Below are 15,990 nucleotides of genomic sequence, written 5' to 3'. Positions count from 1 at the left end.
GGTGTTCTATCTCCGGTGGTGCTTCTATATCGCTTAACCTTTCCTCACCGGAGCGCTAACAGACCATCCCCATGACGGGGTGGCAGTGGCTTTGCGGATGGATGACGGTGCTGCTGGCGATGCTGGCAGCGCCGGCGACGGCCGCCAGCGCCGCCGGTGCGGATTCGCGTGGCAGGGTCCTGTCGGTCTGCATTCTGCCCGCGCGCCCCGCGATGACCGCCGCCGCCCTGTTTGCGCGGCCGTCCGCCTTTGATTGCCATATCGATCAGCGTGTCCTGGGCAGCGGCGACTTCTGGCTTCTGAGCGAAAAATTGGCCGGGATCGGGGCAGGGCTGCCGATGCCGGTGGTCCGCACCCCCAGCCTGTGGCGCACGCATGTCACGCTTCACGTCCTGCGCGCCGATGGTACGATCGACCGGACCGGGTACGGCAGCAATGCCATCGCCCCCTATCTGCGGGTCGGGGCGGTCACCGAACTGGCGCTGCCCGCGGGCCGGTCTCCGCCCATCCGGCTGCTCTGGCATGTTCGCGGCGCGGCCAATATCCGTGGCGTGCTGCTGGAACCGAGGTTGATCGACCATGAGAGCGCGATGCGCCGCGATGGCACGATGCGGGCCATCTATGCCGCCTTTTTCGGTATGGCGGTGGCGCTGCTCGTGTACAATCTCGCCTTGTGGGCCGCGCTGCGGCAGGCGTTCCAGCCCGCTTACTGCCTGATGCTGCTCTGCCTGATCGGCTATGGCCTGACCTCGTCGGGGATCATCATCGAATGGGTGCCGGCGATGGACGATATCGAGCGGCTGCGCTGGAGCGGCCTGTTGCTCGGTGGATCGGCGGCATCGCTGCTGGTGTTCGCCCGCTTCTTCTTCGAACCCCGTGTGTTCGACGGGTCGCTGAAAAGCGCGAACGCGGTCGTCGTCGCCGCGTTGCTGAGTTTCACCGCACTGTTTGCGACCGCCGCTCCCTGGCACATCCGGCTGCTCGATGCGCTGGTCACCGCCACCTATCTGCTGCTGGTCGGGATCGTGGTGTGGGTGCTGGTGCAGGCGTGGCGGCGGCGCAGCAATTACCTGTGGGTCTTCGCCATCGCCTGGGGGGCGCCGATCGCGGTCGGTTCGACGCGGGTCGCCGCGGCGATGGGATTGATCGTCTGGGGCGGCTGGATCGAACATTCGACGATCGGCGCGATGGCGCTGGAGGCGTTGCTGTCGGCGATCGGCATCGCCTATCGCATCCGTACCCTCAGCCGCGAACGCGACGTCGCGCGCGAGCGGGAGACGGTGGCACGCGCGCTGGCGGATATCGACGGACTGACCGGGCTGCTCAACCGTCGCGCGTTCCTGACCCATGCGATCGGCCGATCGGGGCCGCAGACGCTGTCGATCGCCGATCTGGACCATTTCAAGACGATCAACGAAGCGATCGGGCATGACGGCGGGGACGAGGTGCTGCGCGCGGTCGCCCGGGCGCTGACCGAAGCCGCCCCGCCGGGCGCGCTGGTCGCCCGGCTGGGGGGCGAGGAGTTCGCGGTGCTGGGCGACGCCGCCACCAGCATCGCCCCGGCCACGTTGCTGACCGGCCTGCGTCGCGCCCGGATGCCCTTCGACATTCCGGTGACCACCAGCATCGGCACCTGCACCGGCCCGCTGCTGGGCGAGGCCGACTGGAAAGCGCTGTACCGGCAGGCCGACCGCGCCCTCTACGCCGCCAAGGCCGCCGGTCGCGATCGCGCCTGCGACGCCGCCTCGCTGGGGTTGGCGGTGTAAGCTTTCGGCATATCGCCCAAACCCGGAGGCTCAAGGCTGGCGATCCGGGCTTTGGATAGCGATCATTCGTCACCCGCGACATTTCCCGTTTCTCCGTCTCCGACAGGCCATTTCAGGAATGAGCAATCGGGAACAGATTTTGGGAAAGGGAATGCCCTAGACGGCGTTCGGCGCGATCACGCCGGCGACTGTTTCGCTGCAGGTTCGTTTTCGGGAACGCCGGGATTGGCAGAAAGCGCTCAATCTCGGACCTTCGACATCTCAACTCCGATGCGAGATCCCTCGCGGTAATTTTCAGATACTATGGCCGATCAAACCACGCGCGTAAGAGCAAACGAACAACTCAATGGACTGCTCTTACGCACCGCTGATAATAGGGCCTAAGACCCTGACCTAGTTTAGCCTGACACCTTGCGATTAAAGGCTACCATCGCGTCACGTTCGAGCGTCAATCTCCCGTCGATGAACGCTTGGGTGATGAGTTCAACGTTGTGGGGCGAGCGGGCCTTATCAGCAGACGAAAGCGCCTTCGCCAAGCCGACGGCATTGAGCTCCGTGCAATAGGCGGGCGCCCCCGGCTGGAAACGCCAGGACTCTGATATAGGGCCGGCGTCCACGGCATCGAAACCCGTATCATCAACCAAGCGCGACACTACGGATTTAGCAGCCTCATCGTCGCCAGCGATCGGTATGGCCAGTCTGGAAGTTGAACCAGTTTCTGATCCGGCTTCGTCGAGTGTGAAGGACAGAAGGGCGTTCCAGGCTTTCACAAGAGGCCGTCCCATTTGCTCACTGCTCCAGACGGTTTCCGGCTTTCCTTCATCCACCTCTTCGATCCTGCCGTCCCGCGCGGGGTAGTAGTTGGACGTGTCGACGATGATCACGCTCGCGGGAACATCTGCGAGCACCGGCGCAAGTTCTGGATTTCGAGCAAACGGAACGGAAAGAATGATCACATCGACGTTCTTGACGGCATTCTCTCGGGTGACCGCATCGATCGCCGTACCATCCACGACCTCCCTGAGCGTTTCAGGCGCCTTTGAGTTGGCCAGCTTCACGTCATGGCCAGCTTTGGCCAAGATCTGAGCTAGACTTGCCCCGATGTTTCCTGCGCCAATGATTCCGATTTTCATTATGTATTCCGATCATGAGTGTTGCCTTGCTGGTAAAAATAACGATAGCTGCGCTGATCGCAAGAACTCACCTATAGGTGGGGTACACACCAAAAGGTAAGTGCATGGATCGTGAGTGCCAGAACCAGGACCCGAGGCAGCAGCTCGTTTGGGCAGCGGCAACAAGCGAAACCCTGCGTGTGCTCGAAGGCAAGTGGAAGATCGCGATCATCGTCCAACTCTTCGCGGCAAGAGAACCGGTGCGATTCTCCGAACTGGAGCGTCGCGTCGAGGGCGTGAATCAGAAAATGCTGATCCAGCAACTCAAGGAACTGGAGAAGGATGGCATCCTCACGCGGACTGTCTATCCTCAAGTTCCACCGAAGGTGGAATACGCTCTGACCGACAAAGGGTACGCGCTCGGCCCCTCGATCGAAGCCTTAGTCAACTGGGCGGTGGAGCAGGGCTCGTTGAAAAATAAGGTCACCAAGATGGCGTAAGGTCATTACGAGCTTCTCTTGTCCAGACGGCAGTTTCTGCTTTCTTCCCTTAAGCGGCCATTCCGTTTCCGGGCGGTTCCCGACGTTACAAAAGGGACCCTTTTTGCGACGCGGCCTGTGCCAGCTTCGATTCTCGAAATAAGATCATTTTTGGGAAAGGCGGCGCTGCACTATGTCGACTATCGCCATCGGCGTTCCCGTAAGCGGACGGTCCGCTCTCCGCCATATCCCGCCCCTCGTCACATGGCCCGGCCCATGCCTGTCCCTCCCGACACATGCGCAGGGAACATCCGCCAACCCCTTCTCATGCCTCCCCATCCGGCCTAGCCTCCGCCGGATCATCAGGAGAGGCCAGCCATGTCGGACATCCGCGACCGCGCGATCCAGCTTTACGACGCCTTCACGCACGAGCATCGCGACCGGCGCGAGTTGCTGCGGCAGATGACGCTGCTGGTCGGCTCCACGGCGGCGGCGGAGGCGTTGATCGTGGGGATCGCGGCTTCCCCCGTCGCGGCGGCGGTGATCGATCCGCGGGATGCGCGCCTGTCGGTGGAGCGCACCAGGGGGACGCAGGCCGGGGCACCGGCGATCGCCTATGTCGCCTCGCCGCGCAAATCACCCCGCAAGCTCGCCACCGTGCTGGTCATCCATGAGAATCGCGGGCTGACCCCGCATATCGAGGATGTGGCCCGCCGGGTCGCCCTGGCCGGTTTCCGCGCCGTCGCGCCCGATTTCCTCGCGCCGCAGGGCGGCACCCCCGCCGATGAGGACAAGGCGCGGACGATGATCGGCACGCTCGATTACGATCTGGCGCTGGCGCAGGCCCGCGCGCTGCTGGGTACGGGCCGGGCCGGCCGGGCAGGGGCGATGGGCTTCTGCTGGGGCGGGGCGTTCGTCAACCGGCTGGCGGTGGCGGCCGGCCCGGCCTTGGCGGCGGGCGTCGCCTATTACGGCCCGGCCCCCGCGCCGGCGGAGGCGGCGCGGGTCAGCGCCGCGCTGATGCTCCATTATGCCGGCAAGGATACGCGCGTGAACACGACCGGCGAGCCATGGGTCGCGGCGTTGAAGGCGGCGGGCAAGCCGGTCGAGGCGTTCACCTATCCGGGCGTCGACCATGCCTTCAACAACGACACCTCGACCGCGCGGTACGACAAGGCCGCCGCCGATCTGGCGTGGCAGCGGACCACCACGTTCCTCCACGCCCGACTTGACGGCTGAACGGAAAATGTTCTAGTTATGTTCCAGGGCAGCATGGGGGAAGACATCGTGACGGGACTCACCTTCTATACCAATCCGCAATCGCGCGGGCGCATCGCCCGCTGGATGCTGGAGGAGGTCGGCGCACCCTACGACACGGTGGTCCTCGATTATGCCGGCGCGATGAAGACCGCGGATTATCTGGGCGTGAACCCGATGGGCAAGGTGCCCGCGATCCGCCACGGCGACCGGGTGGTGACGGAGGGGGCGGCGATCTGCGCCTATCTGGCCGATGCATTTCCCGATGCCGGGCTGGCACCTCCGCCGGCGGACCGGGCGGATTATTACCGCTGGCTGTTCTTCGCCGCCGGTCCGCTGGAAGCGGCGGTGCTGGACAAGGCGATGGGCCTTACCCCGAACGAAAAGCAGCGGCAGATGGCGGGCTATGGCCATCTCGATCTCGCCGCCTCGGTGCTCGACCGGGCGGTGGCGACGCGCGACTGGATCGCCGGCGACCGGTTCAGCGCCGCCGACGTCTATGTCGGGGCGAGCATCGGCTGGTACACGCAGTTCGGCCTGATCGAACGGACGCCGGCCTTCGCCGCCTATCTCGATCGGCTCCACGCCCGCCCGGCCTATATCCGCGCCGCCGAACTGGACGATGCCGCCGCGGCGACCTGACCCGCGAACAGGGGCTGTAGGATGAGACTTTCGTGACTTTCCGGTGTGACTTTCCGCGCCGCCGGCGCCACCGGAAGGATCAGCCGCCCTGGTCCAGCGGGGCGACGTCGACGCTGACGTCCATCTGCTGCGCGCCGGAACCCAGCACCACGCCATCGACCGGCGCGATCTCGGCATAGTCGCGGCCGACCGCCATCACGATATGGTCGGCCGCCATCCAGATGCCGTTGGTCGGATCGATCCCGACCCAGCCGCGCACCGGGCCGCACCACAGCAGCACCCAGGCATGGGTCGCATCCGCCCCCACCAGTCGCGGCTGGCCGGGGGGCGGGATGGTGCGGATATAGCCGGAGGCATAGGCGGCGGGCAGGCCGGCGGCGCGCAACCCGGTGATCATGATCTGCGCGAAGTCCTGGCACACGCCGCGCCGTTGCCGGAACGCCTCGCTGGGGGGCGTGTCGACGAAGGTCGCGGTGCCGTCGAACTGGAATTCGCGCTGGATTCGCATCCCCAGCGCCATCCCCGCCTCCAGACACCCGCGGGCGGGATCGAGATCGACCGCGCACCAGTCGCCGATATCGCGGTCCAGCGGGATCAGCGGCGATGGATAGATGTAGTTGGCCGGTCCCGCGGCGGACAGGTCGCCGCTGTCGCGCGCCCATTCGGCGATCTCGGCCAGCGTCGGGTCGGTGGCGTCGGGCACCGGCACCAGCCGGTCGACGGTCACCCGCGCCGCGCTTTCGATCGACAGCGTGCGTACCGGGGTATCGACCACCAGCCGCGTCACATTGGCCAGCCCGGCCTCCGCCCGCGCCGCGCCCAGCCGCCCGACCGGCTCCACCGTCAGCCGGTAATCGTCCAGCGTCTGGCCGGGCCAGTCGATCGGTTTCAGCCGCAGGTTGCACCGGGCGAACTTCACCTGATTGCCGTAATCGAACCGGGTGATGTGGCGGATGTCGTAGATCATCGGGTCAGGTCCACCGTCACGCCAGCGTCAGCCCGACCGCGCGCAGCGGCTCGGCACCCTGCAGGAAATAGCGGCGGGCGATCGCATCGGACAGGGTGCCCAGCCGCCGTTCCACGTCCCCCAGCGTATCGGGATTCAGCGTCGCGGCGTCGGCGGTGGCGATCGTCGCCATCAGCGCGGTGGCGTGCGCCTGTTGCGGTTCCGCCATGTCGTCGTCGCCCAGCACCGGCAGGGTCGCGACATGCTCTGCGATCCGCGCTGCTTGGAACGCCAGACTGCGCGGATTGCCCGGATCGAGCGCGACGAGATCGACCACGGGCACGCGGGCGATGCCCGTCGGATAACGCTGGCGATAGCTGATCTGGCTGTCGGCCAGGTCGAGCAGCGTCGACAGGTCGTCATGCCCGCCACCGCGCGCGCCGTCCGCCATGCCGAACAGCCGCAGCGCCCGCGCGCTCGCCATCGCGCGTTCGATCCGGCGGCCGAGATCGTGGAACCGCCACGATTCGTTGCGCACCATGTGCTCGGCGGACAGGCCGGCGATCGCGGCATAGCGGCGCTGGAGCGACCCGGCCCGTTCCAGCATCCCGCGCTGCGCCGGAAACGGGGCTTCGAGCAGGCGGACCATGTCGGCCGACAGCCGGTCGCGCGATGCCTCGCCGATCGCGCGGGCATGACGGTTCACGGTGGCGACCGATTGCCAGCCCTCGTCCTCCATCGCGGCGCGGGCGAAGCCCGTCAGCGTCGATCGCGACAGGTTGGCGGGATGCGCCGCCGCACCGGCCCCCACGATCATGCCGACCAGCTTGCCGAGCGTGGCGGGGGGCAGCACCGCGCCGCCATCGATATCGATCGAATTGCCCAGCAGCACCCGGATCGCGGCGAGCAACGCCTCGCCCCGTTCCAGATAGCGGCCAAGCCAGTAGAAATTATCCGCCACCCGGCTGGGCAGGGTGCCGGGGTTGCGCCGGACATGCAACGAATCGAGCGCGGTCAGCAGCGAAACCGGGGTGACCGGATCGGGACCGTGGATACAGACGTCCGCGGACCACAGTCCCTCGCCGATCGCGGCGACGGTGGCACGGGGATGTTCGCCGATCCGCCCGAAGCCGCCCGGCATCACCACCCATTCGTCGTCACCGCCGCGCGCCGCGAAGACCCGCAGGATGAACGGTCGCGGCTCCAGCCGGTCGCCGACCACCGCCGGCATCGTCGACAGCGCGACTTCCTCCTGACCGACATAATCCTGCGGTCGCCGCGCCAGGTCGGCGAGCAGATCGGCGCGCGAGGCATGATCCGCCAGCCCGAGCGGCAGATGACCGAAGGCGGGGCCGATCGTCAGCCGGTCCAGATTGGCCTCGACATGCGCGCGCTGGGCCGCGCCCGCGCACCACCAGGTGGCGATCGTCGGCAGCAGCAACGACTCGCCCAGCATCGCCTTGGCCAGCGTCGGCATGAACGCGGCGAAGGCCGGCGCCTCCAGTACGCCCGCGCCGGGTGCGTTGGCCAGCACGACCTCGCCATCGGCATAGGCGTCGATCAGGCCGGGCACGCCGATCTGCGAATGGGTATCGAAGGCGAGGGGGTCCAGCAGTCGCGGGTCCAGCCGCCGCCACAGGGCGTCGATTCGCTTCAGCCCCGCGATGGTGCGGACATACACCTTGCCCTCCAGCGCCGCGAGATCGGCGCCCTCCACCAGCAGCAATCCCAGATAGCGCGCCAGATGCGCCTGTTCGGGATAGGACGGGTTGAACCGCCCCGGCGTCAACAGGCCGATGCGCGGATCGGTGCGCTTGCACAAGGCGGCGATACCGGCCCGGAAAGCGGTGAAGAAAGGGGCGTGACGCTGGATGTTCAGCTTGTCCTGCAACCCGCCCAGCGTGCGCGCGACCGCCAGCCGGTTCTCCAGCGCATAGCCGGCGCCGGCGGGCGCCCGCAGGTGATCGGCCAGCACCCGCCACTCGCCCGTCGGTCCGCGCGCCAGATCGATGCCGACGAATTGCAGGTGGCGTCCACCGGGCGGATCAAGCCCGACCATCGGCCGCAGGAACAGCGGACTGCCGGTGACCAGCGCGGCGGGGATCGTGCCATCCGCGACCAGCCGCCCGGGTCCGTAGAGATCGGCCGTCACCCGTTCCAGCAGTTCGGCGCGCTGGCGCACCCCGGCGGCGATTCCAGCCCATTCCGCGCCGTCGATCAGCAACGGTACCGGCGACACCGGCCAGGGACGTTCCTCGCCATCGCCGATGATGCGGAAACCGGTGCCGATATCGGTGGCATGGCGCTGCACCCGTTCACGCGCATGGCCCAGATCGTCGGACGCGACCGCGGCCAGTTCCTCGAACATCGCCCGCCACGGCGCGACCGGGCCGGCGTGGATCATGTCGTGCGCCGGCGCGCGGCTGAGGTAATCCTCGATCCAGCGCCCGGCATGGGTCGCCGCATCGAACAGGGGCGCGGGATGCATCGCGATCACGGTTATCGACGCGCCTTCCAATCAGTGACCGGCGACGTTTCGCAGGTGGGGGCGATGATGCAACCTAAATCGGCACGAACCCGGCCATATGCGGCCACCGATCCGGCCCGGTTCGAAAACCCGTCGATCCCGCGCGCGGACTCGTTCCGTTCGAACCCGCGATCGGGTATGGCGCGCGGATGGCTGACGATCCCATCGCGCTCTTCGATAGCTGGTATGCCGAAGCGAAGACGGCGGAACTCAACGATCCCAATGCGATGGCCCTCGCCACCGCCGATGCTGCCGGCCGCCCGTCGGTGCGTATGGTGTTGCTGAAGGGGCATGGCGCGGACGGGTTCGTGTTCTACACGAATCGGGAGGGTCGCAAGGCCGCCGATCTTGCCGTCAATCCGGCGGCGGCGCTGCTGTTCCATTGGAAATCGCTGCGCCGGCAGGTGCGGATCGAGGGGCCGGTGACGCTGGCGACCGATGCGCAGTCGGATGCCTATTTCGCATCGCGCGGGCGCGATTCGCAACTCGGGGCGTGGGCGTCGGACCAGTCCCGCCCGCTCGACAGCCGCGCGACCTTCGAAACCCGCTTCGCCGAGGTGACGGCGCGCTTCGAAGGCGGCGGCGTACCGCGTCCGCCCTTTTGGGGCGGCTATGTCGTCATGCCGCAGCGCATCGAATTATGGCAGGATCGCGCGCACCGGCTGCATGAGCGCCGCGTGTTCATCCGCGACGATAACGGCAACGGCTGGAATGAGGGACTGCTGTTTCCATGACGCGCGAGGAACGCCGGCAGATGGTGCCACATGCGACACGGGCCGCGCTGGCCAGTGTCGCGATGGCGACGTTCCTGCTGGGATTGAAGGGCTTCGCCGCCTGGCATACCGGATCGGTGGCGATGCTGGGGTCGCTGGCGGATACCGGGCTGGATCTGCTGGCCAGCCTCGTCACGCTGTACGGCGTGCGGCTGGCGGCGACGCCGGCGGACAGCGACCATCGCTTCGGCCATGGCAAGGCGGAGGCGCTGGCGGCGTTGTTCCAGGTCGGCCTCATCACCGCTTCCGCGGTCGGCATCGCCTGGCGCGCGATCATGGCATTGGGCAGCGAGACGCCGACCCAGGACGCCGAATTCGGCATCGGCGTGTCGCTCGTCGCGATCGCGGCGACCGTGGTACTGCTCTGGTACCAGCGTCGCATCATCCGCGAAACCGGGTCGGTCGCGATCATGGCGGACAATGTCCATTACCAGTCGGACGTGCTGCTGAACGGATCGGTGATCGTCGCGCTGGTGCTCGACCAGTATTTCGGGCTGACCCGCGCTGATCCGATCTTCGGTATCGTCATCGCCCTGTGGCTCGCCTGGGGCGCGTTTCAGGCGTCGTCCAACGCGATCGACCAGTTGATGGACAAGGAATGGCCCGACGATCAGCGCGCGGCATTTCTCGACGTGGCGGCGCGTCAGCCGGGCCTGCGCGGCATCCACGATTTCCGCACCCGCCGCTCCGGCAGCCATGATTTCGCGCAGTTCCATATGGAGGTCGACCGCAATTTGACGGTCGGCGCCGCCCACGATCTGGTCGAGGCGGTGGAATCCAACCTGAAAACGGCGTTCCCCAAGGTCGAGGTGTTGATCCATCTCGATCCCGAGGGGCATGTCGATACCGACAATCCGTTGGTCGAGGCGGACGTGACGCCGCATTGGTTCGGCAAGAGGCTTTAGGTCATGCGTATTCCCTTCACGCAGGTCGATGCTTTCGCCGATACGGCGTTCGGCGGCAATCCGGCGGCGGTGATGCCGCTGTCGCGCTGGCTGGACGACGGGATGCTGCTGAAGATCGCACAGGAGAACAACCTGTCCGAAACCGCCTTCTTCCTGCCGGACGACAGTGGTGCCGCCGATTTCGAATTGCGCTGGTTCACCCCGGCGGCCGAGATCGCGCTGTGCGGCCATGCGACGCTCGCCAGCGGGCATGTGGTCCTGAGCTCGGACACCGCGCTCGATCGGGTGCGGTTCCGTACCCGGCAGGCGGGCGTGCTGGAGGTCCGGCGCGAAGGGACGGGGTATCTGCTCGCCCTGCCGGCGATGGCGCCGGCCCCCCGGCCGCTGCCGGCGATCGTCGCGGCGCTCGGCGTGACCGACGTCGTCGAGACGCTGTTTCATGACGGCGGCTATGCGGTGGTGGTCCTGCGCGACGAGGCGGCGGTGCGGGCATGTCGACCGGATCAGCCGGCACTGGCAGCCGGGGGGCGGCTGCTCGTAATCGTGACGGCACCGGGCGATGCCACCGATATCGTCAGCCGCGCCTTCACCCCCGCTTTCGGCATTCCCGAAGACCCGGTGACCGGCAGCGCCCATTCGGTGATCGTGCCTTATTGGGCGCAGCGACTGGGTCGCGATGCGTTCAGCGCGTGGCAGGCAAGCGAGCGCGGCGGTCGGCTGTCCTGTCGGCTCGATGGGGATCGCGTCATACTGGGCGGCGCCTGCGTCACGGTGATCGAGGGCGCTTTTTTACTGCCCTGACGAGCCGGAGCCTTGCGAATGCAAAAAACGCACGCAGAAACGATCAAGTTGCACTTGCGAAATGCTGCGCTGCAATGCACAACGACTGTGCCTTTCAGGCATCCTCTCCTAAAAACTTTCACAAGGCCGGTTCGTCCGGCCTTTTTTTTCGTCCGCGATCCGGCTAATCGATCGTCACTGTCGTTGCGCCGTCAATAACAAAGACGAATTCGGAGCGGAGCCGCCGGTCAAACCGGCACCGGCGACACGATAGGGCGGGAGATCGAGCGGCAATCATGCTCTCTCCCGCCGCCTTCGCCCAAACAGGATAATCTGGCCGCTCGCGTCAGGCGGCAATCGCGGCCGCTTCCGTTGCCGCGATCCAGCCGCCACCCAGCACCCGGTCACCGGCATACAGTACCGCGGCCTGGCCGGGCGCGACGCCGTATTCGGGCGAATCGAACACCACCATATCGCCATCGAGTCGGGCCGGCACCGGCCGTGCCATCGATCGCACCTTGGCCGTCAGGGGGCCGCGATGATCGCCGCCGATCCAGTTGATCCGTTCCAGCCGTGCCGCATCGACCGCCAGGGCCCGTCGCGGGCCGACCACGACGCGCGCGGTGGCGGGTTCGAGGCGGACGACATAGAGCGGTTCGGCACTGCCCCCGATTTCCAGCCCGCGGCGCTGGCCGACGGTGAAGTGGATCAGGCCACGATGCTCGCCCAGCTTCGCGCCGGCGAGGTCGACGATATCGCCGCCGTGAATTGCCTCGGGGCGCAGCTTGCGGACCAGTCCGGCATAATCACCGTCCGGCACGAAGCAGATGTCCTGACTGTCCGGCTTGGCCGCGACTCCCAGCCCGAGTTCGGCAGCGATCTCGCGAACGCGGGATTTGGGCAGGCCGCCCAGCGGATAGCGGCAATAATCGAGCTGTTCCTGGGTGGTAGTAAACAGGAAGTAGCTCTGGTCGCGGGCGGGGTCGGCACCGCGATGCAGTTCCGCCCCCGTCGGCCCCGCGACGCGGCGGACATAATGTCCCGTCGCCAGACAGTCCGCACCCAGTTCACGCGCCAATCCCAGCAGGTCGGTGAATTTCGGTCCGGTGTTGCACTGGACGCAGGGAATCGGAGTGCGCCCGGCGAGATATTCATCGGCGAACGTGTCGATCACCGCCGCCCGGAAGGCACTTTCGTGATCGAACACGTAATGGGCGATACCCAGCCGGTCGCATACCGCACGCGCATCGCGAATGTCGCGGCCCGCGCAACAGGCGCCGGCCCGGCCCACCGCCTCGCCGTGATCGTAGAGTTGCAGGGTGACGCCGATCACCTCTGCCCCCGTGCGTACCGCCAGCGCGGCGACCACCGAACTGTCGACCCCGCCCGACATCGCCACCACGATACGCTGGCCCGTACCGTCGCCGGTCAGCTGGAAATCGGCTTCTTGTTCCATCACCGCCACATAGTGGTCGGTGGCCGCTGGTGCAAAGTCGCGCGATGCGCGGGGAAATTAACGAAGGTTCACGAGGGCTTAGGTATGGCTTTACCCGACATTCACGACCCGTGTCGTAAAGCGGCATCCTCAGCAGCGACGACGAGAAGACGCCCGTGGACCTAAGCTTTACCTTTTTCGACCGACCGCGCGGGGTCATTCCGGCCCTGCCGTCGGGATCGGGCGTCACGCTGCTGCTGGACGCAGCGGTGCGACAGGGAAGCAGCGCGACCGCGATGATCCAGGCCGGGTTGCAGATGGCCGGGGTGGCCAGGGTGGCGGCGGGGCCGTTCGCGCCGGCGCACGGATCGTTCAATGCCAGGGTCGCGGCCCGTCTCGTCCGTTGGCGGCAAAGATGAAGCGCGTATTTACCGCGGCGTTTCAGCCGATCTTCAACTGCATAGTCCATACCGTCGTCACGCGTATCGAGAGGGGCAGAAGCCCCGATAGAGGTTGACCATGATCCAGAACCAGAAGATCCGTCCCGCGAAAGTCATCGGCCCGCTCGGCGAGCCGCTGACGGTCGAGACGCTGCCGCCGCCGTCCACCACCCGCTGGGTCGTGCGCCGCAAGGCGGAAGTGGTCGCGGCGGTCAATGGCGGGCTGCTGTCCGTCGACGAGGTATGCGAGCGCTACAACCTGACCGCGGAGGAGTTTGCCGGCTGGCAGCGGGCGATCGACCGCTCCGGAATGCCGGGATTGCGGGTCACGCGAATCCAGCATTATCGCTCATTATACGAACGCCAGCTCAAATACTGAATCTCGTTTCGGGTCACCGGACCGTTAACAATCGATCCGGGGCCGGAACAAGATAGTCCGCACACAGTTACCTCCCCATCGCCCGCTCCGGTCGCGGGCACAACGGAGGGACTGGATCATGGGCCTTATCATTTGGTTGGTTATCGGCGGCGTCATTGGCTGGCTCGCCAGCATCATCATGCGTACCGATGCGCAGCAGGGCATTTTCCTGAACATCATCGTCGGCATCGTCGGTGCGTTTCTGGGTGGGCTCATCATCTCGGGCGGCTCGATCAACAACGCGCCGCTGAACATCACCTCGTTCCTCGTGTCGCTGCTGGGTGCCATCATCCTGCTGGCGATCGTGAACCTCGTTCGTCGCGGTCGGGTTCGCTAACCCGATCATCGTCAAGCGATTGCAGGAAAGGGCCGTCCGGGCGACCGGGCGGCCCTTTCGTCGTTACTGATCGAGCAGGAAGCGGACCTGAAGCGTGGCGGTGATGTCCTTTTCGCCCGGTGCGATTTCGGTGGGGGCAGCATCCGCCTTGGCCATCCGGGCGAACATCACGGGCGGGCGATCCGGCCCACCGGCATCCTGTCCTGCCTCCGCGACGGAGATCATCCGGACCACCCGCAGCCCGGCAGCGCGGGCATAGAGGTCCGCGCGGGCACGGGCACGCTTCACCGCATCGGCACGTGCCTCGTCCAGGGCGGCATCGGGTTCGCCGACCGATAGCGACGGCCCATCGATCTGATTCGCACCGACTCCGACGAGCGCGTCGAGGATCGCGCCCGACCGGGCAATGTCGCGAAAACGGATCGAGACGCTGTTGGTCGCCTGATAGCCCGTCACCACTGGCGCCTGATTCTCCACGTAACGATATTGGGGCTGCAACTGCACCGTGGCGGTAGCGAGATCACGCGATGCCACCCCGGCCTTGCGCACCGCGGCGAGCACGCGGGCCATGGCGGCGGCATTATCGGCCATCGCCTGCGCCGCCGTTGCGCCTTGCGTGACGGTGCCGGCACGGATCGTCGCCAGATCCGGGACCCGCGTCGTCCGTCCCTCCGCCGAGACGTCGAGAACGGTGCCAGTGGCCGGGATCATCGGGACGATGCCGGGCTGGCCGGTCTGGGCCGCGACGGGGGATGCCAGGGCGGCGATCACGGTCAGGGCGGCAAAAGGGGCAAGGCGGTTCATCAAAATCTCCCGAAAGGTTGATGCCCGCCTAGGGCGTTGCGATACAACGGTTGATGAACGGGATCGGTAGCGTTGGCACCGGCTTGGCCGTATAGGACTTGAGCCGGGTGATCTATTTCGATAACACAGCTCGGATGGGTGCGCTTGAAGTCGGGCGCGATGGGGATGGCGGCGGCATGAATTACGAAACGGGCTCGTTCACGCAAGGTCAGCTGACGGCGGACGGGACGAGATCGTCCCGGAAGCGGTGGCTGATCGGTGCGGTGATCGCGCTGCTGCTGGCTGCCGGTGTCTGGGCGTTCGCGCGGCGGGGCGAACAGCCGCCGGCGGCCGCCGCTGCCAGCGGTGGCGAACAGCTACCCAGCGTATCGGTGGTGGTGCCCGGCCGAACCAGTGTCGACCGCGGCATTGCCGCGACGGGAACGCTGGCGGCACGGCGCGAGATGCCGGTCGGCGTGGCGGGCGAGGGCGGGATGATCACCCGCGTGGCGGTCGAACCCGGCCAGTGGGTGCGGGCAGGGCAGGTGCTGGCGACGGTCGACCGATCGGTCCAGACGCAGACCGCTGCGGCGTTGGGCGCGCAGGTCAGCGTTGCCCGCGCGGACCTGACGCTGGCGCAGGCCGAACTGGACCGCGCGGCAACGCTGGTCGATCGCGGTTTCATCTCCAAGGCCGATCTTCAGCGTCGCACGGCAACGCGCGATGCCGCGGCGGCGCGGGTGAAGGTGGCCAGCGCCAGCTATGCCGAATCGACCGCGCGCAATGGCCGGCTCGACATCCGGGCACCGGCCGACGGACTGGTGCTGACCCGGCAGGCGGAGCCCGGCCAGATCGTCAGTTCGGGCAGCGGCGTGCTGTTCCGCATGGCACAGGGCGGCCAGATGGAGATGCGTGCACAGATGAGCGAGGCGGACCTTCAGGGCCTGCGCGCCGGTGCGCGGGCGGTGGTGACGCCGGTCGGCAGTACGCGATCCTTCACCGGTGAGGTATGGCAGGTGTCGCCGGTGATCGACCCGCAGACGCGGCAGGGCATCGCCCGGATCGCGTTGCGCTACGACCCGGCGCTGCGTCCTGGCGGTTTCGCCTCCGCACAGGTGGTCGGCGGGGTCAGTTCGGTGCCGCTGCTGCCCGAATCCGCGGTACAGAGCGACGGCAAGGGCAATTACGTCTACATCATCGATGCCCAGAGCCGGGCAGAGCGGCGCGCCGTGACGGTCGGTCAGGTCACCGATGCCGGCGTCTCGGTAGTCGATGGTCTTGCCGGCAACGAGCGCGTGGTGATGGCTGCCGGGGCCTTCCTGTCCCCGGGGCAGAAGGTGAACCCCGTGCTGAAGCGGGCGACGCCGCCGGTTGCGGCGAAGGGATGATG

At 66.9% G+C, this 15,990-nt stretch carries 16 protein-coding genes; 11 read left to right on the top strand and 5 right to left on the bottom strand.

What is annotated here, in order from left to right; all coding sequences use genetic code 11:
• Positions 1 to 71 precede the first annotated feature (71 nt).
• The gene (locus ABD719_RS07195; protein WP_344692684.1) at positions 72 to 1,766 is read left to right on the top strand and encodes a sensor domain-containing diguanylate cyclase; all 1,695 of its coding nucleotides are present in this window, start codon (positions 72 to 74) and stop codon (positions 1,764 to 1,766) included.
• 398 nt (positions 1,767 to 2,164) lie between these two features.
• Here ABD719_RS07195 and ABD719_RS07190 read toward each other — a convergent pair whose 3' ends face one another.
• Entirely contained in the window at positions 2,165 to 2,899 is a 735-nt protein-coding gene (locus ABD719_RS07190; RefSeq protein ID WP_344692683.1) for an NADPH-dependent F420 reductase, read from the bottom strand.
• A 104-nt stretch (positions 2,900 to 3,003) separates the two neighbouring features.
• Between ABD719_RS07190 and ABD719_RS07185 the strand changes: the two genes are divergently transcribed.
• The 3 genes from ABD719_RS07185 (at position 3,004) to ABD719_RS07175 (ending at position 5,256) form a co-directional block, all read left to right on the top strand.
• Complete coding sequence (locus ABD719_RS07185; protein WP_344692682.1) at positions 3,004 to 3,378, top strand: winged helix-turn-helix transcriptional regulator; 375 nt, start codon at positions 3,004 to 3,006, stop codon at positions 3,376 to 3,378.
• A 357-nt stretch (positions 3,379 to 3,735) separates the two neighbouring features.
• Positions 3,736 to 4,596, top strand: a complete 861-nt coding sequence (locus tag ABD719_RS07180; RefSeq protein WP_344692681.1) for a dienelactone hydrolase family protein — start codon at positions 3,736 to 3,738, stop codon at positions 4,594 to 4,596.
• 18 nt (positions 4,597 to 4,614) lie between these two features.
• Positions 4,615 to 5,256 carry a glutathione S-transferase family protein gene (locus ABD719_RS07175; RefSeq protein WP_344692680.1) on the top strand — a complete coding sequence of 214 codons (642 nt, stop codon included), beginning with the start codon at positions 4,615 to 4,617 and terminating at the stop codon, positions 5,254 to 5,256.
• A gap of 79 nt (positions 5,257 to 5,335) precedes the next feature.
• On the opposite strand, the gene ABD719_RS07170 is transcribed toward ABD719_RS07175, so the two are convergent.
• Together ABD719_RS07170 and ABD719_RS07165 are read right to left on the bottom strand one after the other, a co-directional pair.
• Complete coding sequence (locus tag ABD719_RS07170; RefSeq protein WP_344692679.1) at positions 5,336 to 6,223, bottom strand: transglutaminase family protein; 888 nt, start codon at positions 6,221 to 6,223, stop codon at positions 5,336 to 5,338.
• Between the two features lie 16 nt (positions 6,224 to 6,239).
• Positions 6,240 to 8,690 carry a circularly permuted type 2 ATP-grasp protein gene (locus ABD719_RS07165; RefSeq protein ID WP_344693074.1) on the bottom strand — a complete coding sequence of 817 codons (2,451 nt, stop codon included), beginning with the start codon at positions 8,688 to 8,690 and terminating at the stop codon, positions 6,240 to 6,242.
• A 188-nt stretch (positions 8,691 to 8,878) separates the two neighbouring features.
• Here ABD719_RS07165 and pdxH point away from each other — a divergent pair, with 188 nt between their 5' ends.
• From pdxH to ABD719_RS07150, 3 genes are read left to right on the top strand one after another with little or no spacing between them, the layout of a single operon-like run.
• The gene (gene pdxH, locus ABD719_RS07160) at positions 8,879 to 9,463 is read left to right on the top strand and encodes a pyridoxamine 5'-phosphate oxidase (RefSeq protein ID WP_344692678.1); all 585 of its coding nucleotides are present in this window, start codon (positions 8,879 to 8,881) and stop codon (positions 9,461 to 9,463) included.
• Positions 9,460 to 10,407, top strand: a complete 948-nt coding sequence (locus tag ABD719_RS07155) for a cation diffusion facilitator family transporter (protein ID WP_344692677.1) — start codon at positions 9,460 to 9,462, stop codon at positions 10,405 to 10,407. Before pdxH ends, ABD719_RS07155 begins: the two co-directional genes overlap by 4 nt.
• Before the next feature lie 3 nt (positions 10,408 to 10,410).
• Complete coding sequence (locus tag ABD719_RS07150; protein ID WP_344692676.1) at positions 10,411 to 11,208, top strand: PhzF family phenazine biosynthesis protein; 798 nt, start codon at positions 10,411 to 10,413, stop codon at positions 11,206 to 11,208.
• Between the two features lie 325 nt (positions 11,209 to 11,533).
• On the opposite strand, the gene mnmA is transcribed toward ABD719_RS07150, so the two are convergent.
• The gene (gene mnmA / locus ABD719_RS07145) at positions 11,534 to 12,643 is read right to left on the bottom strand and encodes a tRNA 2-thiouridine(34) synthase MnmA (protein WP_344692675.1); all 1,110 of its coding nucleotides are present in this window, start codon (positions 12,641 to 12,643) and stop codon (positions 11,534 to 11,536) included.
• Positions 12,644 to 12,798: 155 nt separating this feature from the next.
• Here mnmA and ABD719_RS07140 point away from each other — a divergent pair, with 155 nt between their 5' ends.
• From ABD719_RS07140 to ABD719_RS07130, 3 genes are all read left to right on the top strand, one after another.
• Complete coding sequence (locus ABD719_RS07140; RefSeq protein WP_344692674.1) at positions 12,799 to 13,041, top strand: hypothetical protein; 243 nt, start codon at positions 12,799 to 12,801, stop codon at positions 13,039 to 13,041.
• A gap of 100 nt (positions 13,042 to 13,141) precedes the next feature.
• Entirely contained in the window at positions 13,142 to 13,441 is a 300-nt protein-coding gene (gene sciP / locus ABD719_RS07135; protein ID WP_192123816.1) for a CtrA inhibitor SciP, read from the top strand.
• Positions 13,442 to 13,559: 118 nt separating this feature from the next.
• On the top strand, positions 13,560 to 13,817 hold the full coding sequence (locus tag ABD719_RS07130) for a GlsB/YeaQ/YmgE family stress response membrane protein (RefSeq protein ID WP_192123814.1): 258 nt from the start codon (positions 13,560 to 13,562) through the stop codon (positions 13,815 to 13,817).
• 63 nt (positions 13,818 to 13,880) lie between these two features.
• Here ABD719_RS07130 and ABD719_RS07125 read toward each other — a convergent pair whose 3' ends face one another.
• Positions 13,881 to 14,621 (bottom strand): SIMPL domain-containing protein, encoded by a 741-nt coding sequence (locus ABD719_RS07125; protein ID WP_344692673.1) that lies wholly within the window; start codon positions 14,619 to 14,621, stop codon positions 13,881 to 13,883.
• 176 nt (positions 14,622 to 14,797) lie between these two features.
• Between ABD719_RS07125 and ABD719_RS07120 the strand changes: the two genes are divergently transcribed.
• A complete protein-coding gene (locus ABD719_RS07120) occupies positions 14,798 to 15,988 on the top strand; it encodes an efflux RND transporter periplasmic adaptor subunit (RefSeq protein ID WP_344692672.1) in 1,191 nt (396 codons plus the stop codon).
• The last annotated feature ends 2 nt before the right edge of the window (positions 15,989 to 15,990 follow it).

The organism is Sphingomonas cynarae (assembly GCF_039537815.1).
Taxonomy (GTDB): domain Bacteria; phylum Pseudomonadota; class Alphaproteobacteria; order Sphingomonadales; family Sphingomonadaceae; genus Sphingomonas; species Sphingomonas cynarae.
The sequence above is the reverse complement of the archived record's forward strand: the minus strand, read 5'-3'. Positions and strand labels throughout refer to the sequence as shown.